26 protein-coding genes and 1 pseudogene are annotated in these 24381 nt (G+C 29.3%); 25 read left to right on the forward strand and 2 right to left on the reverse strand.

Translation table 11 applies throughout. The annotated features are described in order from the left end of the window. The first annotated feature begins 2 nt into the window (after nucleotides 1-2). The 9 genes and pseudogenes from istB (at nucleotide 3) to G9F70_RS05405 (ending at nucleotide 10797) form a co-directional block, all read left to right on the forward strand. Nucleotides 3-746 (forward strand): IS21-like element helper ATPase IstB, encoded by a 744-nt coding sequence (istB, locus tag G9F70_RS05365; RefSeq protein ID WP_164948088.1) that lies wholly within the window; start codon nucleotides 3-5, stop codon nucleotides 744-746. A 242-nt stretch (nucleotides 747-988) separates the two neighbouring features. Further along, a pseudogene (locus G9F70_RS05370) lies at nucleotides 989-2281 on the forward strand (DUF3427 domain-containing protein); the annotation flags it as partial. A gap of 626 nt (nucleotides 2282-2907) precedes the next feature. Next, complete coding sequence (locus tag G9F70_RS05375; protein WP_318011012.1) at nucleotides 2908-3030, forward strand: nuclease-related domain-containing protein; 123 nt, start codon at nucleotides 2908-2910, stop codon at nucleotides 3028-3030. A 66-nt stretch (nucleotides 3031-3096) separates the two neighbouring features. Next, entirely contained in the window at nucleotides 3097-3483 is a 387-nt protein-coding gene (locus tag G9F70_RS05380; protein ID WP_224617434.1) for a topoisomerase DNA-binding C4 zinc finger domain-containing protein, read from the forward strand. Between the two features lie 399 nt (nucleotides 3484-3882). Beyond that, on the forward strand, nucleotides 3883-4146 hold the full coding sequence (locus G9F70_RS05385) for a DUF5050 domain-containing protein (RefSeq protein WP_164947452.1): 264 nt from the start codon (nucleotides 3883-3885) through the stop codon (nucleotides 4144-4146). 628 nt (nucleotides 4147-4774) lie between these two features. Continuing rightward, the gene (locus G9F70_RS05390) at nucleotides 4775-5602 is read left to right on the forward strand and encodes a hypothetical protein (RefSeq protein WP_164947451.1); all 828 of its coding nucleotides are present in this window, start codon (nucleotides 4775-4777) and stop codon (nucleotides 5600-5602) included. Then, nucleotides 5569-6438, forward strand: a complete 870-nt coding sequence (locus G9F70_RS05395; RefSeq protein ID WP_164947450.1) for a hypothetical protein — start codon at nucleotides 5569-5571, stop codon at nucleotides 6436-6438. Before G9F70_RS05390 ends, G9F70_RS05395 begins: the two co-directional genes overlap by 34 nt. Nucleotides 6439-6866: 428 nt before the next feature. Then, nucleotides 6867-7787 carry a DUF5655 domain-containing protein gene (locus tag G9F70_RS05400; protein WP_164947449.1) on the forward strand — a complete coding sequence of 307 codons (921 nt, stop codon included), beginning with the start codon at nucleotides 6867-6869 and terminating at the stop codon, nucleotides 7785-7787. Nucleotides 7788-7896: 109 nt separating this feature from the next. Then, nucleotides 7897-10797 (forward strand): DEAD/DEAH box helicase, encoded by a 2901-nt coding sequence (locus G9F70_RS05405; protein ID WP_164947448.1) that lies wholly within the window; start codon nucleotides 7897-7899, stop codon nucleotides 10795-10797. An 8-nt stretch (nucleotides 10798-10805) separates the two neighbouring features. Here G9F70_RS05405 and G9F70_RS05410 read toward each other — a convergent pair whose 3' ends face one another. Next, a complete protein-coding gene (locus G9F70_RS05410; protein WP_164947447.1) occupies nucleotides 10806-11204 on the reverse strand; it encodes a (deoxy)nucleoside triphosphate pyrophosphohydrolase in 399 nt (132 codons plus the stop codon). 159 nt (nucleotides 11205-11363) lie between these two features. On the opposite strand from G9F70_RS05410, the gene G9F70_RS05415 reads away from it, so the two are divergent. Further along, on the forward strand, nucleotides 11364-11789 hold the full coding sequence (locus G9F70_RS05415; protein WP_164947446.1) for a helix-turn-helix domain-containing protein: 426 nt from the start codon (nucleotides 11364-11366) through the stop codon (nucleotides 11787-11789). A gap of 80 nt (nucleotides 11790-11869) precedes the next feature. Here the strand turns inward: G9F70_RS05415 and G9F70_RS05420 are convergent, their stop codons facing one another. After that, on the reverse strand, nucleotides 11870-13225 hold the full coding sequence (locus G9F70_RS05420) for a homing endonuclease associated repeat-containing protein (RefSeq protein WP_164947428.1): 1356 nt from the start codon (nucleotides 13223-13225) through the stop codon (nucleotides 11870-11872). Nucleotides 13226-13774: 549 nt separating this feature from the next. Here G9F70_RS05420 and G9F70_RS27230 point away from each other — a divergent pair. From G9F70_RS27230 to G9F70_RS05495, 15 genes are all read left to right on the forward strand, one after another. After that, nucleotides 13775-14479, forward strand: coding sequence for a DUF2357 domain-containing protein (locus tag G9F70_RS27230; protein WP_164947445.1), 705 nt, complete (start codon nucleotides 13775-13777; stop codon nucleotides 14477-14479). 32 nt (nucleotides 14480-14511) lie between these two features. After that, a complete protein-coding gene (locus G9F70_RS05430; protein ID WP_224617435.1) occupies nucleotides 14512-14901 on the forward strand; it encodes a transposase in 390 nt (129 codons plus the stop codon). A 41-nt stretch (nucleotides 14902-14942) separates the two neighbouring features. Continuing rightward, nucleotides 14943-15152 carry a hypothetical protein gene (locus G9F70_RS05435; protein ID WP_164947443.1) on the forward strand — a complete coding sequence of 70 codons (210 nt, stop codon included), beginning with the start codon at nucleotides 14943-14945 and terminating at the stop codon, nucleotides 15150-15152. A gap of 89 nt (nucleotides 15153-15241) precedes the next feature. Next, nucleotides 15242-15487, forward strand: coding sequence for a nucleotidyl transferase AbiEii/AbiGii toxin family protein (locus G9F70_RS05440; protein WP_164947442.1), 246 nt, complete (start codon nucleotides 15242-15244; stop codon nucleotides 15485-15487). Between the two features lie 257 nt (nucleotides 15488-15744). After that, entirely contained in the window at nucleotides 15745-15975 is a 231-nt protein-coding gene (locus G9F70_RS05445; RefSeq protein WP_164947441.1) for a hypothetical protein, read from the forward strand. Then, entirely contained in the window at nucleotides 15941-16207 is a 267-nt protein-coding gene (locus G9F70_RS05450; RefSeq protein ID WP_224617436.1) for a hypothetical protein, read from the forward strand. The genes G9F70_RS05445 and G9F70_RS05450 overlap by 35 nt, the downstream gene beginning before the upstream one ends. Continuing rightward, entirely contained in the window at nucleotides 16179-19325 is a 3147-nt protein-coding gene (locus tag G9F70_RS05455; RefSeq protein ID WP_164947439.1) for an HI_0552 family protein, read from the forward strand. Before G9F70_RS05450 ends, G9F70_RS05455 begins: the two co-directional genes overlap by 29 nt. 14 nt (nucleotides 19326-19339) lie before the next feature. Then, nucleotides 19340-19810 carry a nuclease domain-containing protein gene (locus G9F70_RS05460; RefSeq protein WP_268036564.1) on the forward strand — a complete coding sequence of 157 codons (471 nt, stop codon included), beginning with the start codon at nucleotides 19340-19342 and terminating at the stop codon, nucleotides 19808-19810. A 92-nt stretch (nucleotides 19811-19902) separates the two neighbouring features. Beyond that, nucleotides 19903-20151 carry a hypothetical protein gene (locus G9F70_RS05465; RefSeq protein WP_224617437.1) on the forward strand — a complete coding sequence of 83 codons (249 nt, stop codon included), beginning with the start codon at nucleotides 19903-19905 and terminating at the stop codon, nucleotides 20149-20151. Between the two features lie 51 nt (nucleotides 20152-20202). Beyond that, the gene (locus tag G9F70_RS05470; RefSeq protein ID WP_224617438.1) at nucleotides 20203-20472 is read left to right on the forward strand and encodes a hypothetical protein; all 270 of its coding nucleotides are present in this window, start codon (nucleotides 20203-20205) and stop codon (nucleotides 20470-20472) included. 790 nt (nucleotides 20473-21262) lie between these two features. Next, nucleotides 21263-21424: a hypothetical protein gene (locus G9F70_RS05475; protein WP_164947436.1), complete on the forward strand. Its 162-nt coding sequence runs from the start codon at nucleotides 21263-21265 to the stop codon at nucleotides 21422-21424. 214 nt (nucleotides 21425-21638) lie between these two features. Next, a complete protein-coding gene (locus G9F70_RS05480; RefSeq protein WP_164947435.1) occupies nucleotides 21639-22238 on the forward strand; it encodes a type 1 glutamine amidotransferase family protein in 600 nt (199 codons plus the stop codon). A gap of 152 nt (nucleotides 22239-22390) precedes the next feature. Further along, nucleotides 22391-22633, forward strand: a complete 243-nt coding sequence (locus G9F70_RS05485; RefSeq protein WP_164947434.1) for a hypothetical protein — start codon at nucleotides 22391-22393, stop codon at nucleotides 22631-22633. A 209-nt stretch (nucleotides 22634-22842) separates the two neighbouring features. After that, nucleotides 22843-23778, forward strand: coding sequence for an aminoglycoside phosphotransferase family protein (locus G9F70_RS05490; protein WP_164947433.1), 936 nt, complete (start codon nucleotides 22843-22845; stop codon nucleotides 23776-23778). Between the two features lie 108 nt (nucleotides 23779-23886). Then, nucleotides 23887-24354, forward strand: a complete 468-nt coding sequence (locus G9F70_RS05495; RefSeq protein WP_164947432.1) for a VOC family protein — start codon at nucleotides 23887-23889, stop codon at nucleotides 24352-24354. The last annotated feature ends 27 nt before the right edge of the window (nucleotides 24355-24381 follow it).

Here is a 24381-nt window from a genome sequence, read left to right on the forward strand (position 1 = left end):
AAATGAGCAAAATAGAGGATTTAAAGCAGCAGGGACAAACACTTAAGCTTTACAATCTATGCGAGTGTGTAGAGGCATTAATAAAGGATGCGGAGCTTAAGGATAGCTCTTACCAAGAGTTTTTGGAAACAGTGCTTGAAGGGGAAATAAAGACTAAAGAAAAGAGGGCACAAGAGATACGTTTAAAGAATGCCTGTTTCCCAACTATAAAGACTTTGGATAATTTTGACTTTGATTTTCAAAAATCAATCTCTAAGAAAAAAATCAATAGACTTCTTGATATGGATTGGATAGATGACATCTTTAATTTGATTTTTTTAGGGCCGCCAGGCGTTGGTAAAACTCACATTTGTCTTGCTCTTGGATACAAAGCTATTGAGATGGGATATAGAGTTACGTACACTACGATGGATCATCTAATGTACGCGCTGAAGACCTCTGATATATCAAGGAAAAGTAAGAGCAAAGTAAATAAAATTCATTCCTCAGAACTCGTAATTATTGACGAAGTCGGGTATCTCCCTATAACACGTGATGAAGCCAATCTGTTTTTTAAACTTGTATCAGAGCTCTACGAGCAAACATCCATAATTATCACATCAAATAAAGGATTTGAAGACTGGAATGAATTATTAGGTGACCCTGCTTTAACCACTGCAATACTAGATAGACTGACTTATAAATGTGAACTTTTCAACATTACTGGCAAGAGTTATAGATTGGAACATAGACAATTATTGATTTAAATGGGAATTATTAACTGGAAATTATTCAAGGAAATTATTTTCCTAAATTTCACGGAAAGTACTTGCCATTTACAATAGAAGTATCATCTAGTATTGCAGTAATAGAAATACCATACTACTTACTTTCACGTTTTGCTAATGACACCTGGAATTTGTAGTTTCCAAGTTATTAGCAAATTCGCTTCGCTCATAAAAACCCCCGGGGGACGTGAATAAATTGCAAATACAATTTGTTTTGCTAATTAGGACATGGCCTTAGAAAATATAATAATAAAGAATTTGTTGTAATCATAGACTTCGTAGGAAACTATGATAGTAACTTTTTAATTCCTATAGCACTTTCAGGAGATCGAACCTATAATAAGGATACTATTAGAAGATATGCTATGGAAGGGAATAGAATAATTCCTGGTTGCTCTACTGTGAATTTTGATGAAATTTCTAAGAAACGCATTTTTGATTCTATTGATAAAGCCAATTTTAATGATATTAAACTTATTAAAGAGAATTACAATAGTTTAAAACAAAAGTTAGGTAAAATGCCTCGATTAAGTGATTTTAATTTACATGACTCAATTGACCCTATAAGAATTTTTGATAATAATAGCTTAGGTTCATATCATAAGTTTTTAACAAAGTATGAAAAAGAATATATGGTGCAGCTTAGCTCCATCCAAGAATCTTTTATAGAATTTATTTCTAAAAAGCTTGCTTCTGGAAAAAGAATCCATGAGTTAGAAATGATAAGATGTACAATAAATTATAAGGTTGATTTAACATATAAGCTAAGATGTATCCTAAAAGAACAATATGATATAAATTTTAAGCATAGTACAGAGACCTCTATAGTAAATGTGCTTACAAATCAGTTTGCTAGCGGAACTGCTAAAGCAACATATAAGGAGTGTATTTTCTTAGAAAAATATGGTCTAGATTATAAAACCTCCGAGGTTTTCATTGAAAATTTGAAAAACAAAGAGTTTAAGGAAATGATTGAAGAACTGATTCAGTTTGGTATAGATAGATATAAAAAGTTTTATAGTGGCCGTTATATGAATACAGGCTTTGAATTATATCAAAAATATACATACGAAGATGTGTGTATATTATTGGGATGGGAAAAAGGTGAAGTAGCCCTTAATATTGGAGGTTATAAGTTTGATAAAAACACTAAACCCTATCCAGGGTTTATTAATTATAATAAATCTCAAGATATTAGTGATTCTATAAATTATGAAGATAGATTTGAGTCCTCCTCACAATTAATTGCAATATCTAAACAAGGGAGAACAGAAAAGTCTCCAGATGTTGTACAAGCATATAGTGCTGAAAAAGATGGAGTTGAAATGAATTTATTTGTAAGAAAAGATAAGAATGATAAAACCTCTAAAGAATTTTATTATCTAGGGAAAATTAAGGCTATAGGAACCCCTAAACCTATTATTATGGGAAATACTAATAAGACTGCTGTGGAAATTAAATATCAATTATATACACCTGTAAGAGAAGATATTTATGAGTATATTATTTCATGATTTTTATAGCAAACATGCAATTTAATATTTATTCCGTTGCATCAAAAAAAAACAATAGGTACCTCAAGCCATTGAGGTACCTACCTTTGTTATGGGGTGTGGGATAGGAGGCGAACCTGCGACCAACTGGTTCGTAATGTGATGTTTTAAGCAATTTTTAACAGTCCCCAAAGTGGCTTAAATGCTCACTTTGTTTTTTAAACTATACTTGTCTATCCCTATTTATTTTAAACTATAAGGGGCAAAAAAAGGGGCAAAACTTTTCATATACTATAATGTTATTGCAAATTCTTTTATGTCTGTAGTCAGAATTTATGTTATTAGAACCCATTTACCTATAAATGTAAAGAGTGCATTCAGTATAACTAAATGCACTCTTATACTAACCCCTGCCTTTACACTTATTTAAAAGGATCTTGGTATCGCCCTCAGTTAATGACCTGTGTTGTCTTGTCTTGTTGGATATTATTCCGGATTCTTATTTTCCTAAATCTCATGGTTTTAGTTTACCACTTACATCTATCCTTCATGGTGAGCCTATGTCCATTAGGCTGGAACTTATTTACTGTTTTTACCAAGTCACAGTTACCTTAGTGTAGTGGGTCATGAAGTGGTCCACTTGCTAAATAGAAAATAAAACAACACAGATAGATCATGTAATAGTATCTAACTATGGTATTTTTGTTATAGAAACTAAGAATTATAAAGGTTGGATTATTGGGAATGAATTTGATGAAAATTGGAAGTAGGTAATTAATAAGCGTAAAGAAAAACTACATAATCCAATAAAACAGAATTATGGACATATACAAGCTTTGAAAGAGATTTTAAAGGAATATAAAGATATAAATTACATTTCAATAGTAGCTTTTACAACAAAGGCGGAGTTAAAAGTAACCGCTGAAACAGATGTGGTGTACACTATTAAATTACCGAAGACAATAAAGAAATATAATGTAGAGAATATTAGTGATTTAGTCAAAGAAGAAATATATACAAAGCTTCTTTCGTTAAATGTTGATAGTAAAGAAACTAGAAAAACACATGTAAAAGCAATTCATAATACTTTAGTTGAAAAGCGTATCAAAATTAATAGTGGTATCTGCCCTAAATGTGGAGGACTATTGGTATTAAGAAATGGGAAGTATGGTCAATTTAAAGGATGCAGCAATTTTCCTAAATATAGGTTTATCGAAAAATAACAGACAGCTTCATTTAAAACACCTTTTTTAGTTTTTTGTAATGGAATATTTGAATTGGTAATTTTCTGGACCTCGGAGGTGTTAGATGGGACTATCTTTCTATTCGACATATTTAGCTTACCCCTAGGGGTCATTGGCGGAACCAACGGGCCGCCTTGCTATTAGTTCCTAGAGAAAAATTGTATTTTGAAACGGAAAAAATATATGATATAAGCAACAAAACAAAGGATATACGGTTAGGGGTTAAAACGGATAAATTTATTATTTTAATGAATATATTTTTGAAAAAGTTGGGATGATTCATATTTTAAGATGCATATTGCTCATCCAGAAGCAAGAGATATTGTACGCTTCACTACCAATATCTGAAAGGTGCCTGTCACCTTTCAAAAATTGGAAATGAATTTTCGATTTTTGTTGCTTGTTGCTTATGTCTCATATATAAATAATGATAAACAACATATTTATTTTATTGATAACAATAAGAATTGTGCTTTGTATAAGGTTAATATAGAAAATTTTGAAATAAAAGTATTAGAGGATTGTTTTGCGAGCAATATACATTTAATTAATGATTTTATCTACTATTTAAGCTTTAAAGAAGATGAAGATATTTTATGTAGGATACGTAAAGATAGAAATGATAGACAAGTAATTGTATAATGAATTAGTAATTCGATATAACCTCCTTGTTTTGAGGTTATTTACTTTATGTAGCATAAGCTGATCATCTACTAGTACAGGTGAAGTAGCTTAGTAAAAGGGAGTCAGTAGATTTATTTACTGGCTCTATTTTTTATTGTAAATAGCAACAAAAACTGTTCCAGTTTTTGTAGGGGGATAGACCCTCTACAAAGATTGGAAGTGAAGCTTTCAATCTTTGCTGCTGTTTATAGAATACATTCAATAAACACGAATATTAGCAAGCGAAATCTCTTCTCATACGCTTCCCTACTGTTTTAAACGACAAATTAGTACTTATTTACAAAAAAAATATTGCTTTATATAAAGGGAATTGAAAATTAGTGTAGAATTATAATTTATGTAAGTTTAAGTAATTAGGGGGAGTATATTTATGGATGATTTAAAACTAAAAAATATGAAAAATAGTATTAATCAGTTGAAGACCATATGGTAATCTTTATCAAAATAGATTGCGGTTATAAATTGTTTGAGTAATCCGGAGGTTTTTATGAGTGAAGCCAATTTGCTATGATATTTAACGTAGAAATAATAAGACGTAATGGGTTTACAGGCTTTTATTATTAGACTATATAGGGAGGACTATTGTATGAATTTGAGAGCTGTAACGTATAAAATATCATTGAATAGTAGTAATATATTTAATTTAAGAAGAAATCCCACTGAGCTAAAAAAATTAGTATTTAAAAGTATTAATCAGAAACATTCACAGATATTTAAAAAAGGTAAGTTTCAGTATGCAATGCAAGTTATTGAAGATAAACAGTATAATGATAAAAACATAATGACGGGAAGAATAATAAAATACATAGCAATAGATGGAAGTGAAAAATGGCTAGAAAAGGAGCAAATGATAATAAATATAATTGAAGAAAACAGTATAATAGAAAAAGTATATTTTGTTTATGAGGAGAACTCCGAGTATTTATTTATAGAGGAAAGGAGTAAATTGGACATAGATATATTTAAAGATGCTTTTGCTTATATCATTAATTACAATAACATGGAATTGAGTATTGATTTGAATCCAATATTACATGAAGAAGAAATAAACAAAAGAATAAAAAAAATTAAAAAGATAGTATGGGCACATTTTGAAATAATTCCGAATAACCCAGATCAAAGGGCTTGGAGTATGTTTGAAACAATTAATGAGCGAATTGGCTCAACTAGTAGTATATATGAGTTCAAGAATAATGATGGTTTGAATTATTCAGAAGAAATAGATGAACTTATAACAGATGTCAATAAAGGTAAAAGCAGAAGATATTTAATAGGTGGATACAATGAGGAGGATATATATGATGAGGTCAGATCCCATGAATTTATTAAAAGAAGCTATAGAAATGTAAGTCCCACGGATGAAGGGAGAAAAAGAGGAATATGGATGATAATGAAAGAAGTACTGGATTTATAAAGAATAGAGACTTAACTTTTTTTAGCTTGTATAAGAAATATACTAGCGAACAGGAGATTATTTCGATAGTTCACTTGCTAGTTTCATTATTAACAAGTTGTTTTTTTGTGTTTTTATTAAAATATGTTAATGATACAAGTGAATCTATGTCATTTATATTTAACAGCATTCTTTCAGCTTCTATAGGTATTTTGGCGGTGCTAATAGCTGCATTTGGTCTTTTTGCTGCAATAACTGATATAAATTTTTCGCGAAAAATTTATAAGCTGGGGCAATTAAGAAATATATTATTTCCTTTTTGGTTTTGTTCATCAATGTGGGTAATAAATATATTTACATCTATCATATTTATTTTACTGCAAAAAATTACAAATATTAATCCTTGTTATTTAAAAATAGTATTCTATTTATTTTTCGTTTTATTTGTTATTACTATAGGATATACTCTCGCACTTATAGGCGATATTTTAAAGTTATCAATACATAGAATCCAATTAGATATTATTGAAAGTTCTACACATGATAAAAATATAATAGAATTAGGCTTTGGTGAGGTTGAAAATATAAATAAAGATTATTTTAAATTGTATGGTTTTCTTAAAATCATATCATTAGTAGCTACATTTTATTTTTTTATTTGGTTTTATTTATTAAAGAAATATGTAGTAATTACTTTTATTACTGGTGCAGGAGTTTTATTTTTAGCTTATTGGTTTTATAAGTTTTTCATAAAATTAAAAGAAAACAAGCAAAAAACTATTTTGAAAAAATTAAACAACTTAGTTAAATTAGTTATATTTACGTTTTTTAGTTGGATAACGATATTAGTTATATAGTTATGATAGTTAAATTAGTAAGATTAAAGAAAGTCTTTCACAATTAACAATGGGTGCACAATAAAGCTAGTACATGTATTAGCAAAACAAATTGCATTTCATATTTTAATAGAAAATTGATAGTTATCCTACTAAAACAGATAAACGGCTGTTTTAAATTCCTATTTTAAAATGGGTATGAATATTTATGCAACCTATTTGTTAAAATATCTCATAAAAATAGTTTTCGCTCGACCTGCCGGGGATTTCTATAAAAGAAGTGAATTTGCTATTAGTAGTGATCATGGAGATTTTAAAATATAAATAGCTAATATACTATCATTGGTAGATAATGAAATTAAGTAATATACCAGAAAAAATTAAAAAGGTTAATGGAGTGACTTTTAGTTTGAAGGCCAAGAGTTGTGTAAGTGGAAGGGGTAGTCGGTATGTTTTTATATAAAATAGATGGCAGTAATTTAGAAGAAATTAAGGAGAAAACTTTTGCAAAGGAAGTGGAACTTCATAAGTTATGTGAAAGTAATTTGGAAGACATATTCGGGTTAAGGTTTGTTAAGAGAGAATTTTCTTTTAATAATTTTAGGCTTGATACGTTAGCCTTTGATGAGAGTAGTAAATCCTTTGTAATCATTGAGTATAAAAATACTAGTAACTTTAGTGTTATAGATCAAGGTTATGCTTATCTTTCTCTAATGCTTAACAATAAGGCCGAGTTTATACTTGAGTATAATGAAAACTGTAATAGTATCTTAAAGAGAGATGATGTGGATTGGTCTCAATCAAGGGTCATATTTGTATCTCCAGTTTTCAATAATTATCAAAAGGAGTCTATTAATTTCAAAGACTTACCTTTTGAGTTATGGGAAGTAAAGAGATTTACTAATGATACAATGTATTTTAATCAAATTAAATCATCAAAAAATAGCGAGTCTATAAAGACCATATCTACAAACAGTACTGTAGTGGATATTGTAAATACAGAAGTTAAGGTATATACAGAGGAACAGCACTTAAGTAACTCTAGTGAAGATATTGTAGAGCTATATGAAAAAATAAAAGATTTTATATTATCATTAGATGATAATATTGATATAAAGGCTAAAAAATTAGAAGTAGGTTTTTTGTATAATAAAAAGGTAATGCTAGATATACATTTGCAAAAGAAAGGCTTGAAAATGTGGTTTAATACCAAAGCAGGAACTTTAAATGATTCTAGAAATATTGCGAGAGATGTTTCAAATACAGGACATTGGGGCAATGGGGATTATCAGATACAAATAAGTAATGACGAAGATATTGAGTATATATTTAGTTTGATAAAGCAGTTATATAAAATGAAAAATCAATAATTTTATTAGTCTTTTAAATTTGAAGAGTAACTAAATTAGACAATTGAAAAATAACAGTCCAAGGGTCAATATATATTTTTAAAAGATACGTACCAAATTGGGGGACAATATGAATTCAATACTTGATAATATAAATATCAAAGAAGAACAACAACTTAATCTCGTTGACCTTAAACATAAAGAAATAGAAAACACCGAATTTCTAGTAAATAACAAGCTCATAGTGAATTCAGAAAAAGGAAATTTATTAGATGAACTTAAGCGCTGCTTAAGCGAGTGTGAAAAGTTTTATTTTAGTGTAGCATTTATTAATTTCAGTGGACTTCAACTTTTATTAGATAGTTTTAAGGAGCTTGAGGAAAAAGGTGTGAGGGGTAAGATATTAACATCTACCTATCTTAATTTTACTGAGCCAAAGGCACTTGAAAGGATAAATAAGTTTAATAACATTGATTTGAAGATTTTTGTGGCTACCAATGAGAAGGGGTTTCATACCAAAGCCTATATTTTTGAAAATAAAGATGAATATAAAATAATTATAGGATCTTCTAATATAACTCAAAGAGCTTTAAAGAGTAATATAGAGTGGAATGTCAGTGTTATTTCTAAAAAAGATGATAGCTTTACCCGTGAGGTACTAGAAGAGTATTTAAGTATATGGGAAGTAACTTCTATTGTGGATGATGACTTTCTTGATAGTTATAGTAGTTTTCTAAAGGAGATTAAAAAAACTCAAGTAAACAAAAGCTTAGATTTTAGTAGCTATGAATTAATTAAGCCTAACAATATGCAAAAGAGGGCTATGGAAAATTTAAATAGACTAAGAGCTTCTGGTGAAGATAAAGCCTTGGTTATTGCTGCTACTGGTACAGGGAAAACCTATATGTCAGCCTTTGATGCTGTAAGTTATAAACCTGAAAAGTTGCTTTTCTTGGTTCATAGAGAAGAAATATTAAGAGATGCAGAGAGGACCTTTAAGAAATTAGTTAAGAATAAAGATATAACTACAGGACTTTTAACTGGTACAAGTAAAGAATTAAGTGCAGATTATTTATTCTCAACTATACCATCAATGAGTAATCAGCTGGAGAATTTCAAGCAGGATGAGTTTGAATATATAATTATAGATGAGGCTCACCACGCTTCTAGCCCATCTTATGAAAAAGTTATGCAGTATTTTAAACCAAAGTTTTTGCTGGGTATGACTGCAACGCCAGAAAGATGTGATGGAGGCAATATATTTGATATTTTTGGTAATAATGTGGCTTTAGAAGTAAGACTTAGGGAAGCTTTAGAGCTAGAACTAGTTATTCCTTTTCATTATTTTGGTATAACCGATATTCAGGGGATTGACCTAAGGGATGTAAAGCCTCAAGATACGGATGAAATAGCTAAAAGGTTAAAGGTTAATGAGAGAGTTGACTTTATTGTCGATAAGATGGAGTTTTATGGCTATGATGGAGAGAAGCGCAAGGGAATAGGTTTCTGTGCTAGTATTGATCATGCTGAATATATGGCAGCTGAATTTAATAAAAGAGGGATAAACAGTATATGCTTAACAGCAGATAATTCCGTTGATGAAAGAAAAGATTATATAAAGAAACTAGAAGCAGATGAGGATGACTTAGAAGTTATATTCACTGTAGATATTTTCAATGAAGGTGTGGATATACCAGCTATAAATTTAGTTTTAATGCTTAGACCAACTAATTCTCCTATAATATTTATACAACAGCTTGGTAGAGGCCTTAGAAAGCATAAAGAAAAATCTTTTTTAACTGTATTAGATTTTATAGGAAATCATAAAAAAATATTTTTAATAGCCATAGCTTTAAATGGTTCAAGATATTATGATAAAGATAGCTTAAAGGTGGCTGTAGCAACTCAGTTTGGTAATATACCAGGATGTACCAATATTCAAATGGATAGAATTGCCCAGGAAAGAATATTAGAACAGCTAAACGAAGAAAATTTTAATTCCATGAAATACTTAAAGGAAGAATATTTAGAGTTTAAGAACATGAATAGTGGAAAAACTCCGTATTTTCTTATGGATTATATAAAGTATGATGGAGCTCCAGATCCTTTGAGATTTTTAAATAAAGAAAAAACTTATATTGGCTTTGTAGCTAAGATGGAGAATGATGAAGCTTTAAAAAGGTTATTGGAAGAGGAAGTTTTCCTAAAAATCCTTAAAGAACTTTCAGGGAAGTTACCAATAAAAAGAGTATATGAATTTAGTATATTTAAATATTTATTTAACCATGAAGAAATAAGCCTAAAGCAAGCAAAAAATGAAATATTAAAGTATATTGAGGATGTAGATGAAAATAGTATTATTCATGCCTTTCAGTGTTTGAATCAAAACTATTATGATTCAGCTCAAGTTAAAAATAATATTAAATGCTTTGATCTTAATGATGAAGTCTTGAGCAGTACATGGGACTTTAAAAAGGTAATACAGAATAAAAAATATAAACTGTACATTGAAGATGTTATAAATTATGCTCTTATAAGATATGAAAAAGAGTTTGAAAGTAAGTATTATGGAGTGCCATTCTTTAAGTTATATGAACAGTATCAAATGATAGATGCAGCACTACTTTCTAATTATACTAAAATCCATAGCTCATTTAGGGGAAGTGGACTTATAACAAATGGAAAAGAATATTTTCTTTTTATAGATTTACATAAGGAAGAAGATATTAAAGAAAGTATAAATTATAAAGATAAATTTATAGATAGCAAATACTTTCAATGGCAAAGTCCAAATGCTACCTCTCAAAGTTCAGACAGAGGACAAAATATTATACTTAATAAACAAAAGGGGATTAATCTACATATTTTTGTAAGAAAGTATAGAGAAATTGACGGAGCTACAGAGCCTTATATTTACATAGGTAAAGGTGATGTAGTAGAATATGAAGGAGAAAAACCTATAACTGTTAAAATGAAATTAGAAAATGAAATGCCAGTAGGCTTATATACAGAATTCACAAAAAAGGTATAGCAATTTTGCTATACCTTTTCTGCTATAAGCTGCTCTACAGCTTGAATATCCGCTGGAGCCCATTTTAGAGAAAGTAAATTATCTCTATGTAACCATATCAATTTTGAATGTTCGCTTATGGTAGGAATACCAGTTATTAAGCGGCATTTAACAGTAATTAAATTTACTATAAATTTATCATATTCATGAGTATTATCATTAAAGCTATCAATAAATTCAACCTCGCAAGCAAGCTCTTCTTTAATTTCTCTTTCAATAGCCTCTTTTAAAGTTTCACTACCTTCTATTTTACCACCAGGAAACTCCCACATGTTTGGAAGGGACATTTTTGGAGAGCGAAGAGCACATAAGATTTCATTTTTTTCATTTTCTATAATAGCTCCTACAACTTTAATTAATTTCTTCATATAAAACACCTCTAAATAAGTTTAGCATAAAAGGGTAAATTGTAAAGGTAAGGGGTTAGGTTTAATTACTCTCCTTGAATATAATAATAAACTACTGAGTAGATAAGTGGATGTTTGGCCATAATTTCAAATAAGGTTATAGTTATGGAGGAGTTTATTTTGAATACTTTTGGCGAGAGATTTAAGAGTATAAGGTTGTCTAAGAATTTAACTCAGGAACAATTAGTAGATGAAGTTAATGGGCGATATGGATATGCGTTTACAAAAACAACTATTAGTCAATATGAAAATAACAAAAGAATACCAGAGATGAATGCTATTAGAAGGTTTGCAGAATACTTTAATGTTTCATTAGATTATTTGTTGTGTAATGATACACATGTTATTAAAGAATTAGCACAGGGATATTATATGCATAATGATTCTCAATTTATTGAATTAGAAAAAATAGTAACTTTAATAAAAAGTTTAGCTGAAGACAAAAAAATAATTCTTAATGATAAAGAATTAAATAGTGAGCAAAAAAAAATAATATCAAATGGTATTGATATTATTTTTGGTTTAGTAAAAAGGGAAGTAGAGTAGCTATGATAAAATAGTACACATTTAATTTGTGGACAAGGGTGCTATTTTATCATAATAGTGTGGATGAAATGGTTTAAATATTAGATCTTAGTGTCTATAGGATTTTCTAAATGGCTTTTAAAGTTTTCATAACTCCCAAAATGGTCATTGACCCAGTGATAACTAGGAAGGTTGTTTTTAGTGCCAAGCTCATTAATTTCGGGTAAGCGGCTGTGAATAGTTTTAAACTTTATTATAGAGTCAAGTCTTAATGTGACGTTGTTGGTAATAGATAAACTCCTTAATTTTAAATAATCAAGTCCAAGGGAGTTAACACAATCTTCAATACCACGCCAATATTTAAAATAAACTTTTTTACTATAAGTGGTATTAGGGGGACATAAATCTCTCCATAATGGCAACCGTCCAAGTTTATTAATAAGATTTAATAAATCTTCCTTAGCTACTTTTTCATCAAAAGGTAAGTTTGCTAAAGTATTTATATCTAATCCAGCTGCATTTAATGCATTATTAAATGTTCCAAACAGTATAGTGATAGTTGTTGAAGAGGGGTAGTCTGGATTACCTAGAAAGTCCCTAGTACAAGGAGTTCTACCAATTTTAATGTGAAACTCTTTTAACTTTTTAATCACATAGTCTTTTTTATGTTCTATATACGCATCATTGAAATCTTTATACACTAAATGAAGATTTTTGATATCATAACATAATTTATGATAACCTAATGCTGATAATCTCATAATTATTTCATCAGCAAAAACATATTTCAAATTTGGCAAGTTTAAGCCCGGTTTGTTATTTTTATTTAAACACCAATATTCTACTGATGCACCTTTAGCAGTAGCTTTTTTATATTGCTTTTTTTTGTGTTCACAAGCATAGTTTGAAGTGGCTGCATCAATTACTTTATTCTTAAGAGGAATATAGATATCTGGTTTAAAATCTAAACCGAATCCGCAATATTGAAACAAACAGTCACCCTCTAAAATTGATGCTGATATTTCAACTAGATACTGCCATGCAGGCCAAAAGTCTCTATAATCTAAAGGGGATACACCTGCTAATTTTAAAATGCCATTCCAACTAGATACTTTAGTATCAGATTTATAATAAATAAAGTGCCTATAATATGTTTTAAAATGAGGATATTTATCAGTATTTTCGAAATCAGAGGTTGTTGGTGCTCTTTTAAATTCATTAAAGAAATCTTTTATTATTTGTAATAATTCCTCATCACTTACAGTTGAGTATTGCTTGGATTTATAAGGGAGCATCACTTTACCTTCTCTAGAAGCCTTTCTTTCTTTATATCTCCTATTAAGATATTTGTTGCATTCCTTACAGTATTTTTGGTGTCCATCTTTGGAAGAGTTATTTAAATTAAACTCAAGTAGTTCTTTAGTTTTTCTGCAGTATTTACATTGTTTATATTCCATAGTAACTCCAATCTTATTTTATTAATATTTCAAGGTTAGTATTTGCAACTAATTATTTAGTATTCATTAATGTAGTACTAAAATATAAAAGTTTACTTTTAAGTTAACAGAAGTGATATTATTCACATATATGTGAAAACATTCTATCGATTGGGATTTGGCAACTCAGCCTCTAAATAAAGTTAGAAAATATAAGAAGGACGAAAATACTTTAAGGTTATTTTAGGTTATAAAATTTAGAGAAAACATAAAAACAACCTTTAATCTTGTATAATAGAATGAGAAAGAAAAGCTGGTGGATGTATGATGTGTAGTTTGTCATAAAAAACTTCATCATGTGGATTTAAATGGAAAAATGGATATGTTAGATACTTTATTTAAAACAAGAGAGAAGAGATTAAAAATGTGTGGGGTATCTATAAGTTTTGATGAATTACTAGAATTATATAAATAGTGTATTTTAATAGGCGGAAATCCAGAGAAAAAACTTTTGAATTGAAATCAACACAACCCATACTTCATTTATCTTGATGAGATGAACATAGCTAGGTGGAGCATTATTTAAGCGATTGGCTAAGTCTTATTGAGTCTCGTGAAAAATTTTTAGAGATAAATTGTAGTGAATTCTCCTTAACCTTTAGTGGTGAAAGTATAAATAAGAAAGCCAGAGATTTGAGCATTAATATAAATACTACTGCAACGCTTACTGTAGGTTTCGAATATAAAGAAAAAGTTACAGTGAAAACTATTTCAGATAATGGTGAGCTTGTAAATGTTAGTGGAACTCAATTTAAACCCTGCTTTTATGAAAATGGTAAATATAAGATAATATTAGAAGTTAAAGATGAGAGTAATTATGAAGTAATTCACATGGGTAGTAATTTTAATAATAGATTTCAGAAAATAAGTAATTGTTATATTGGAATAGTTGATTTTTCTTCGGATATTGGATTATCTAATTTTATAATTACTAAAGACGGAAAGAATATATTATCTATAAACATAGAGGTATTTCCGTCGAAAATTGATTATCAAAAGGATTATAAAGATATAATTAATGAGGTAAATGATGAGATATATTCTTTAGCTTTTGGTCTTATGGGTAAAACTTATTTGGAAACTAAGTTAGTGGATACTGAGCATCAAACGAGTATAGAATTTATTAATATTTTGAGATGTATATTTGAGGCCCTAGAAAAAGCTATTAAAAGAATTATAAGAAATCCTTGTCGTGTTGTTAGGGGAAATAACTAAAGATAATGAGCATAATCTGTAGCTATAGTAAAATGAATGGAGAAAGAACTATGGCTAAGAAGAAATTAACATGGTATTTAAGAGCAATGTATCATGTCACCAGCAGAGGCAATCGAAGAAGTGATATTTTTAAGGATGAAGATGATTATTTAACTTATTTAGATGTTTTAAAAGAAGCAATAGAATATTATAAAAATAGTCATGAAGTTATAGCATATGCTTTGAGGACAAACCATGTTCATCTACAAATAAAAACTAAAGATAATCATATATGGCAACTAATGAGTAGGATAAATAAAAATTATAAGGGGAGTAGTTATTCTGTGTATTTAGGAAAGAAAAAAGAAAATATTGTCCGTAGTGAAACACTACTAATTAGCGACTTCTTGTCGCATCATTATATATTACCAGGGGTCACCTGAGCTAATAGTATTATATCATAAGCTAGTAAATTTAAAGGGTTTTGCATCCTTTAACAGAAGTTATAGAAAAGACAATATGTGATTGCATAAGATACAGAAATAAAATTGGAATTGATATTGTGAAAGAAGGAATCAATGAGTATTTAAAAAGGAAAGATAGAAACTTTAACAAATTAATGAAATATGCTGAGATTTGTAGAGTTCAAAAAATACTAAAACAGTATTTGGAGGTGATTGTAGAAGTAAGCTAATAAAAGACATTACTGTATCGGTAAGAGAAAGACTTGCGATTATAGCAAAAAAGAAACAAAGAAGTTTTGATTCAGTATTACGGTTATACATGCAAGAAAGAATATTATATAGATTGTCTATTTCAAAGTATTGCGAGCAGTTTATATTAAAGAGTGGACTATTAATATTCATGTTAACAGAGTATAAGGGAAGACCTACAAATAATATAGATTTTTTAGCGGAGCAAATATCAAATGATATAGAAAATATAAGAAAAGTATTTTCAGAAATATGTAATGTTCAGTGTGAAGATGATGGACTAGTTTTGATGGAAGGAAGCTGCAGGATGCTGTAGGTAAAACCTTGCAAACAAGGCACGCAGTGATTGAAAGAGAAAATATTATTTTCACAGAAGACTTTATGAAAGATGTGAATAGAATACAAGAGGAAAGAATGTACTGAAATTAAAGCAAGCGTTGGTACTGAGTATAATACATATTTATTGAAAAGCATTTGAACGACAAATTATTATCTTAGAAAGCATCGCAGCAGTGTTGTAGAGTAATCAAATATTAATATCCTAATAATAACAAAGGAGTAAGATGTAGAATTATGAATAATAAAAGAGTAGATTTTAAAATAGGGGATTATGTTAAGGTGAAAAAAGGGGTTCTAGAACCAGAGAATGCTAAATATAGAATTGGAGATTGGCAAGGGATAATAATTGGAGAATATATAAGCATGGAGAATGAACCTTTAATTGCAATTAAATGGGAGCAATATCTGCTTAATAATTTACAATTTTCATTTGAAGCAGCAAAATACCATGATATTAGAAGTTAAGGCAATAGATAGTATTACCAAAAATCAAATAGGTGTTATATTTTTAAAAATAAATAATGATGATGATTACAAATTAATTAAATATATTAATATTAAAGCTGATAATAGTGGCGAATTAGGATGTCAGTTTACTGAATTAGGTTTTCATGTGTATTATAGCTGTAGTGAAAGTATTGGGGACACATTAACACTAGAAATTAATAATGAGCGAAGCTACTGTAAACAAAAATAGCAACAAGAAATTCTCACTACATTCCAATTTATTGAAGTTCCTCGGGGGAAGTTACAGAAGTTGGAAATGTAATGAACAAATTCTTTTTGCTATAAAACATCATTTGAAGAATTATGGTGGTCAAATATATAGAGCAACGGAAGGAAAGGCTGGATACGATTCAGTGCTACATCCTAAGATGAAAGATTCGGGGCAAAAGGCATTTGAATATTTCAAAGAAATATGTGGTGTAATTAATAAAAAAATAGATAATTCAAAAAAACTACAGTTTAATCAATGGCAAAACTCTGGGAATATGATTGAATATTTTTGGTGTCAATACAAAGATACTTCAAGACTTGACTCAGCATCAAGTATAAGTTTATTTGCAAAGCCAAGTTGTTTTTATTTGTGCATAGAATGGGATTCTAAGAAAGGTACGTCCTCAACAAATAAATTAAATCAACATAATTTATTCATTGATAAAGTACAAGAGTGGGTTAAATTCAAAAATATAGATACTTCGCAATATATAATTGAAGAAGTTAAGCTAGAAATGAATGGGAATGATAAAGAATATCCTTTAGAAAAATATCTAGATGAAAAGATTATAGGTAAGCAAATAAATAAAGGGTGGGTTAGGCTAGGAAAAAAATTTAATGATGAGAATGAAGAAGAGTTGGTTAGTTATATAAGTAGAATGATTAATGAATTGGAGTATTTATACAACCTTACTGATAATGTAGATAAGAGTGAATATAATAAGCAAATAATTGTAGGAAATAGCGTTGAGGAATCATTAAATGAGGAGATTGCCATGGTTGAAATAATAGAAAATATAAAGAATTATATAAATTCAAAGAGTTATATTTATACCAATGAAAGGTTATGCAACTTCTACCTCTCCCTAAAAACAAAACCCTTTGTCATCCTAGCAGGCACAAGCGGAACAGGTAAATCCAAACTTGTAAGGCTATTTGCAGAAGCAATTGGTGCAACCAAAGACAATGGAAGATTCAATATGATCTCTGTTAAACCAGATTGGAATGATAGTATAGAGCTTTTAGGTTACAAAAATATAAATGAAGAGTTTGTACCAGGAAAACTTACTAAAATTATTTATGAAGCTTCTAAGGCTGAAAATAAAGACAAGCCCTATTTTATTTGTCTTGATGAAATGAATTTGGCTAGGGTGGAGTATTATTTAAGTGATTATCTAAGCCTTATTGAGTCTCGTGAAGTTAGCGAAAATGGTGAAATTATAACGGATAAATTATTCTCAAAGGATTATTTAGGTGAGAATAATCCGTATAGTTATCTTTGCATTCCTGAAAATATTTATATCGTAGGGACTGTAAATATGGATGATACTACTTTTGCCTTTAGTAGAAAGGTTTTGGATAGGGCTAATACTATTGAGTTTTCTGATGTTAATCTACAAAGTCTTGATTTTTCAGATGAAGATATTCAGTGTAATGTTTTAAAGAATAACTTTTTAAAGACTTCATTTTTAACTATTAAGGATGCTGTAAGATATGATAAGGATTATGTAAATGAAATCAATAATAAAATTATAGCTATAAATGATATTTTAAAGATAGGAAATAAGCATTTTGGGTATAGGGTTCGTGATGAGATAGTTTTCTATATGCTTGAAAATAAAATTGCTGGGTTACTTTCAGAGGATAATGCCTTTGATTATCAAATTATGCAGAAGGTGTTACCTATAATTACTGGTAGTGAATACATAGTAAAAGAAATACTTATTCAGCTTTTTAATTTTCGTAATCCAAGTTGTGAAATAGCTGATGGTACAGAATATTTAGAAGCTGCTGAGAAGTTTAAAGAGAATGCTTTATATATTGAAAGTGCAGATAAAATTATAAAGATGTTAAGAGGTTATGAAGATGGTTTCGCTCTTTCTGGGGATAATGTAAATATAATTTCTATTAGAACAGATGATTTTACACTAAATTTTATGGGTAGTATAAGTAATAAAAAAGCTGAGGCAATTAAGGCTAATTTAAATATTCCAGCTTTTATAAAGGTCATAAGTGATGAGTATTTAGACGTAGAAACAAGAACACTATGCACAAATGGAGAGCTTGAAGTAAAGGATGGGTATAATATGTTTCCTTGTTTTTTTGAGGATGGAATTTACCAAATTTGGCTGGAGAAAAATACTGAAAGTAGTATTGAGATATACCACATTAGCAGTGACATAAGAAAAAAAATAACCTCTATTGGGAAAAATCTTATAGGGGCTTTCTCCTTTAGTGGAGAGATTGGGTATACTACTTTTAAAATTAAAAAGCAGGGCAGAATAGTCTTAGCGCTGACCATTGAAGTTTTTCCAACAAAAGTGGATTATAGAAAGGATTATTTTGAAATCATGAATGATGTAAATGAGGAAATTGCTTCTTTAGCTTTTGAATTCTTAGGTAAAACCTATCATAGTTCGGGCCTTTCTGATGTTAAACATCAAACGGCAGCAGAGTTTGTTAATATCTTAAAGATTATATTTGAAAACTTGGAGAGGGCTTTAATTCGTATTGAGAGAAATCCAAAGCATATTATGTTAAACAGCGATATGGTTAATAAATTTGAAAAGGCTAAGAAACCATCTAGAAATTCATTGAATTATTTAAGGAAGCATCCTCATGTATTAGTAAAAAGTAGTAGGGGTTTTATAAATATTAGTCAAGATAAGTATATACCTATGCAGTTACTAGAAAATAAGAAGATCACCACCATAGACATATTTGAGAATAGGTATGTAAAATATATTTTAAAATCTATAATAAAAAGGCTCTCTATAATTAGAAATACTGTGCAAATTAATTATGGAGTAGATAATGAATATTATACTTTAATATGTAATTTGAAAAAGAAGCTGGAGTTTCATTTAAATTCATTTTTCAAAAATATAGGCGAGTTAACTGGAAGAAAGAGCATGAGCTTAGTATTTCAGATGGCTCCTGGATATAAACAAGTTTATTATAATTATATGCTTTTGAAAAAAGGGCTTACTCTAAGTGAGGATATTTATAATATAACGCCTAAAAAGCTTTGGAAGCTTTATGAAATATGGTGTTATATGAAACTGCATAATATTTTAAAGAATATGGGTATGAAGTAGAAAACTATGGAATTATTAGAGAAAGAGATAATGGATTATCTCTTTCTCTAATTCAAGATAAAGAAGCGGGTATGACTTATTCTAATAATGAGGGAAAGAAAATAGAACTATGGTACAACAAAAGTTATTCAAAGCTGCCAACTGCAAGCCAAAGACCAGATACGGTTTTGTGTCTTAAAAGTTCAGACAATGATGAAAGAATTTATATATTTGATGCTAAATATAGGCTGTGTGTAGAGAGCAACGGTGATATAGGACCTATGGAGGATGACATTAATGTAATGCATAGATATAGAGATGCAATTGTTGAAGAAATGGGTGAAACTATGCAATTTAAATATAAAACCTTTGGTGCTTATGTTATGTTTCCGTATAGTGATGAGAGTAAATTTTCTCAACATAAATATTATAAAAGCATTGAAAGTGTTAATATAGGAGCATTTCCTATGCTACCAGGTAGCACAAATTTAATTAAAAGCATTTAGAGAAAATATTATGTTTATCAACCATTGAGGCAAAGCATGAGAGGGTTGCAGTTGATGAATTTGATGATTATGCAAGGTTTAAGCTTGAAAATGTGATGGTGGTTAATGTGAAGGATGAAGAGCATTTAAAGGCTTATGTTAAAAATAAGTTTTACCATATCCCTGCAAGTAGATTATCTAATGTTAGGCTGGGCGTTGAGTATTTAGCTTTTTATGAATCTAAAAAGTCCTTTAGTGAAGGTAGCGGCATAAATTTCTACGGCAAAATAAAAGAAATTAAAAGATATAAACGTTGCATGTGCACAGAAATCCCAGTTAAAAGGGGTAATGAGGAAGAGTAATATTTAAGGTTTGAATTAGAAGAATTAACTGAAATTAATAATATTAAACCTGTGGAATATGGAATGCAGCTCATTACATACACCACACTTTATTTGCTTAAAAATGCAGGGAATATCCATGAGCTTAAACTTAAAAATAGGGACGAGATTGAACTTTATAAAATTTTGAAGAAAATATCAAAAGAAAGGGGACTGAAACTTCTGAGGAAGAGGGATTGCTATGTTATTGATGGCAAAGATATTGAAATGCTTGAAAATAGAAAAGTTAGAGTTGATGGGAGGATAGTTGGGTTTGGGGAATTTGATGGTGAGTGGGTGTAAATGCAGCACTTAATTTTCTCGGACAGGCTTGTTTTAATTCAGAATAACTCAAATTTATGCATTAGCACATAATCGAAAGATAAGAAATAGGAGAGAACGATGTAAAAATAAATGTATTGCTTGGGAAATAAAGAATAGATCAAGTATAAGTGATAAAGATGGAGGCCTTACGAATAATAGATTTATAATTTGGGCTATGTTTAAGAAAGATATTAATTATGACAATTTTTAAGAGCGGTCATAAGTATAGGCTTCCCTTAGTTGCTGTGTCTTCATCATCACCAGTAGCCCTACTATTACTACAACCAGTAATAATTAGAAATAACAATCCAAGTACAATACATAATAGTTTTTTCATAGTAAATTACCTTCCTTTCTCTATTCTATAAATTAGACGGGTATATGGGAGAAAAAATTTTTCATAAAGCGAAAGTATTAAATCTATAATACTTGGTCATATGCACAACCACTTTGTCTTATTCAATTATATATCATATACATACAATAATTCAAAATAATGTATTATAAATTTACTTTGTGAATTTAATTTTTTATTTTTGTAGTTCTACTATCTTTTAATAACCATATGCCAATATCTGAAAGGTGCCTGTCACCTTTCAAAAATTGGAAATGAATTTTCGATTCTTGTTGCTTTTATTTGTAAAATATAGAAGATGTGTTATAATTTATTGTAAAATATGCATAATCTAGAAACACAATACACACAACATTGTAAAATATTAAAAATAATTTATATGATTATAGGTATTATTAAATTTAAAAGGGGGAAATGTCAAAGGACTTACAGGTTGGGACAAGCGTGTCGCTTAATTCAGATCTAGTACTGTTGGTTAAGGACAAAAATATTAGTAAGTTTCAAATATTAGGAGCTGTCATTTCGATGCTAGGTGGATTAGGATTGATAATAAGTTTTAAAGATAACACTATATAGTCATAACATTCTTAAGTTGCGTCACAACTGTTAAATATAGCAAAACACTAAAGGGGCAATTTTTATGGATTTAAAAGAAAGAGAAGCGGTTACTGATGAATTAAATTTAGCTTTGATTGCAGGTTTTGAGATTAAAGAGAAATATAGATGTTATAAATGTATACTTAATTATTATTTGTTATAACTAATAAAATTTTAGAAAAGAGGTTATGTAATGAAAAAAACTGTATTATTTGTTATTTTGGATAAGTATGCTGATTGGGAAGCTGCTTATGTATCTTCGCTAATTCTTGCATTGGGTCAAGAGGTATATTCTATAAAAACCGTTTCCTTGACGAAAGATAGTATTAAATCACTAGGTGGATTTACTGTTATTCCAGATTATGATATTAAATCTGCTCCAACTGATTTTGAAGGCTTAGTTCTAATTGGTGGAATGTCATGGAGAACTGAGGAAGCTCAGCAGGTTAAGCCTTTAGTAGAAAACGCTCTGAATAACAAAAAAGTTTTAGGTGGTATTTGTGATGCTTCAGTTTTTTTAGGTGAAATGGGTATTCTAAACAATGTAAAACATACTAGTAATGATTTAAATGATTTGAAGCAATGGGCTGGGGATTCTTATATGGGCGAAGAAAAGTATATGATGCAACCGGCAGTGAGCGATAATAATATTATTACAGCAAATGGCACAGCACCTTTGGAATTCGCTAAAGAAGTAATGATTGCGTTAGAAGTTGCACCTGAAAAAAGTATTCTTGAATGGTACAATTTTTATAAATATGGTTGTTATGAAGCACCTATGCCACATATGTAGATTTTAATAGAGTTATTACTGTATGAAACTGACAAATTCAAGTTTGTAGATTTGATGTAACGTAATTTTATATTCAGTTCTGTCGTATCTTTCATAAGTTGCATCACAACTGTAATATATTGTTCATTCATATAAAGAGGGGGAGAAGTTAAATGAATAATACAAAAAACATAAAATTAATTTGCTGTATTTTAGGTGGTTTTATGCTTACATTACTACAGAGTCCATCTTTTTTTAAGGCAACATATTCAATGTTTGGGGGCGGTTCAGGTGCAAATACATTTACACAGATGATTTATAGACTATTTGGAGTTATTTCTTTTGTTGGAGTTATATTGGTAATAATATTTTCATGTATTCTAATTATAAACAATATGAATTTCAAAAATAAATAATTTAATAAAAGTTATAAAATTGTAACTTCAAATTATATAGTTAGTGAATAATATTCTAATATTGGTTAACAAGTAAAGCACTTTATGGAATTAATATTCAGACTGTGGACGATTTTTACACGTATGTCGGCTGCACTCGAAAATTGGATGTGGGTTCACTTCCAAATGCAGTTGTGTAGGTTCATTTTGATTGCAAAGGAGAAAATCAAATGGAAAATAGAATAAGTGATAACAGTTTTATAGATATACCATCATATTCTGAATGGATTAGCATTGAGCAGATTAATAAAGGTTGGTCGAAAGATAAAAAATATTATATAAAGAATAATATTGACGAAAAATTTTTACTTCGCATTTCAGATTTTGATGTTTATGATATCAAGAAAAAAGAATTTGAAAGCATGCAGGAAGTATACAAATTAGGAATAAATATGTCAAAACCAATTGATTTTGGGATATGTAATGAAGGAAAATATACATATTCTCTTCTATCTTGGATAGATGGACAGTCAGCAGATGAAGTGATATTAAATTTTTCTTATAAAGAGCAGTATAAATTAGGAGCTGAAGCAGGAAAGATACTTAGAAAAATGCACAGTATAGTAGCACCTATTGGTCAAGAGGATTGGGAAAAAAGGATGATTAATAAAATAAGTAATCATCAAATAAGATACGAAAAAAGTGGAATTAAAGTTAGAAATGATGAATTTGCTATAAAGTATATCAGTAATAATTTACATTTATTAAAAAATCGCTCTCAAGGATATCAGCATGGCGATTTCCATATAGGCAACCTTATAATTACACCCAATAATACTATAGGTGTAATTGACTTTAATCGTTGGGATTATGGTGACACAGTTGAAGAATTTTATAAAATGATACTATTTAGTAGAGAACTTAGTATACCATTTGCAACTGGTCAAATTAATGGATATTTTGAAAATAAAATTCCTAAAGATTTTTTTGAAACATTAGCATTATATGTTGCAGATGTAATATTATTTTCAATAGTTTGGGCAATTCCATTTGGTAGTGATGATGTAGATGGGATGATAAAGCGTGCTGAAATGGTATTAGATGATTATAAAAATTTTAACTCAATTATTCCTAAGTGGTTCGATAATAAAGAGAAATACGATTAAAAAACTTACTATAGAAATACTAGACTGGATGTATATACTTAGGACGTCTTAGTAAAAAACAGCGAAGTGAAGATTATTTTTATAATCCCTATGAGGAGGATAAGAAAGATGAAATATACAAGTACACTGATTGTGGTGAAAGATATTGAAAGAGCCAAGCAATTTTATCATGATGTATTAGGCTTAGATGTTATTGCCGACTTCGGAGCAAATGTGACTTTGACAGGTGGTATTGGATTACAGACTGTTGATACTTGGAATGATTTTATCCATAACCAGGATAGTGAAATTGTTTTCTGTAACAATGCGAGTGAACTGTATTTTGAAGAAGATGATATGGATGGATTTGTTGAAAGGTTGAAGGATATAAAAAATATTGACTATGTACATCCACTGATTGAACATTCATGGGGACAGAGAGCGGTGCGTTTCTATGATTTGGATAAGCACATCATTGAGGTTGGCGAAAATATGGTTATGGTTGTTAAACAATTTTTAAATAGTGGTCTTTCTATCGGAGAAACTGCTGTCCGTATGGATGTACCTGTTGATTATGTCAAATCCTGTTTAGAGTAGGAAATGAGCAATATCTGTAATTGAGTT

Source organism: Clostridium sp. FP1 (genome assembly GCF_011065975.2).
Taxonomy (GTDB): domain Bacteria; phylum Bacillota; class Clostridia; order Clostridiales; family Clostridiaceae; genus Clostridium_AD; species Clostridium_AD tagluense.

Coding starts and splice junctions, on each gene's coding strand:
- istB (WP_164948088.1), top strand. CDS start 3: ATGAGCAAAATAGAGGATTTAAAGCAGCAGGGACAAACACTTAAGCTT.
- G9F70_RS05385 (WP_164947452.1), top strand. CDS start 3,883: ATGAATTTTCGATTTTTGTTGCTTGTTGCTTATGTCTCATATATAAAT.
- G9F70_RS05390 (WP_164947451.1), top strand. CDS start 4,775: ATGAATTTGAGAGCTGTAACGTATAAAATATCATTGAATAGTAGTAAT.
- G9F70_RS05395 (WP_164947450.1), top strand. CDS start 5,569: ATGGATGATAATGAAAGAAGTACTGGATTTATAAAGAATAGAGACTTA.
- G9F70_RS05400 (WP_164947449.1), top strand. CDS start 6,867: ATGTTTTTATATAAAATAGATGGCAGTAATTTAGAAGAAATTAAGGAG.
- G9F70_RS05405 (WP_164947448.1), top strand. CDS start 7,897: ATGAATTCAATACTTGATAATATAAATATCAAAGAAGAACAACAACTT.
- G9F70_RS05410 (WP_164947447.1), bottom strand. CDS start 11,204: ATGAAGAAATTAATTAAAGTTGTAGGAGCTATTATAGAAAATGAAAAA.
- G9F70_RS05420 (WP_164947428.1), bottom strand. CDS start 13,225: ATGGAATATAAACAATGTAAATACTGCAGAAAAACTAAAGAACTACTT.
- G9F70_RS05430 (WP_224617435.1), top strand. CDS start 14,512: ATGAATGGAGAAAGAACTATGGCTAAGAAGAAATTAACATGGTATTTA.
- G9F70_RS05440 (WP_164947442.1), top strand. CDS start 15,242: ATGCAAGAAAGAATATTATATAGATTGTCTATTTCAAAGTATTGCGAG.
- G9F70_RS05445 (WP_164947441.1), top strand. CDS start 15,745: ATGAATAATAAAAGAGTAGATTTTAAAATAGGGGATTATGTTAAGGTG.
- G9F70_RS05455 (WP_164947439.1), top strand. CDS start 16,179: ATGAGCGAAGCTACTGTAAACAAAAATAGCAACAAGAAATTCTCACTA.
- G9F70_RS05475 (WP_164947436.1), top strand. CDS start 21,263: ATGTCAAAGGACTTACAGGTTGGGACAAGCGTGTCGCTTAATTCAGAT.
- G9F70_RS05480 (WP_164947435.1), top strand. CDS start 21,639: ATGAAAAAAACTGTATTATTTGTTATTTTGGATAAGTATGCTGATTGG.
- G9F70_RS05485 (WP_164947434.1), top strand. CDS start 22,391: ATGAATAATACAAAAAACATAAAATTAATTTGCTGTATTTTAGGTGGT.
- G9F70_RS05490 (WP_164947433.1), top strand. CDS start 22,843: ATGGAAAATAGAATAAGTGATAACAGTTTTATAGATATACCATCATAT.
- G9F70_RS05495 (WP_164947432.1), top strand. CDS start 23,887: ATGAAATATACAAGTACACTGATTGTGGTGAAAGATATTGAAAGAGCC.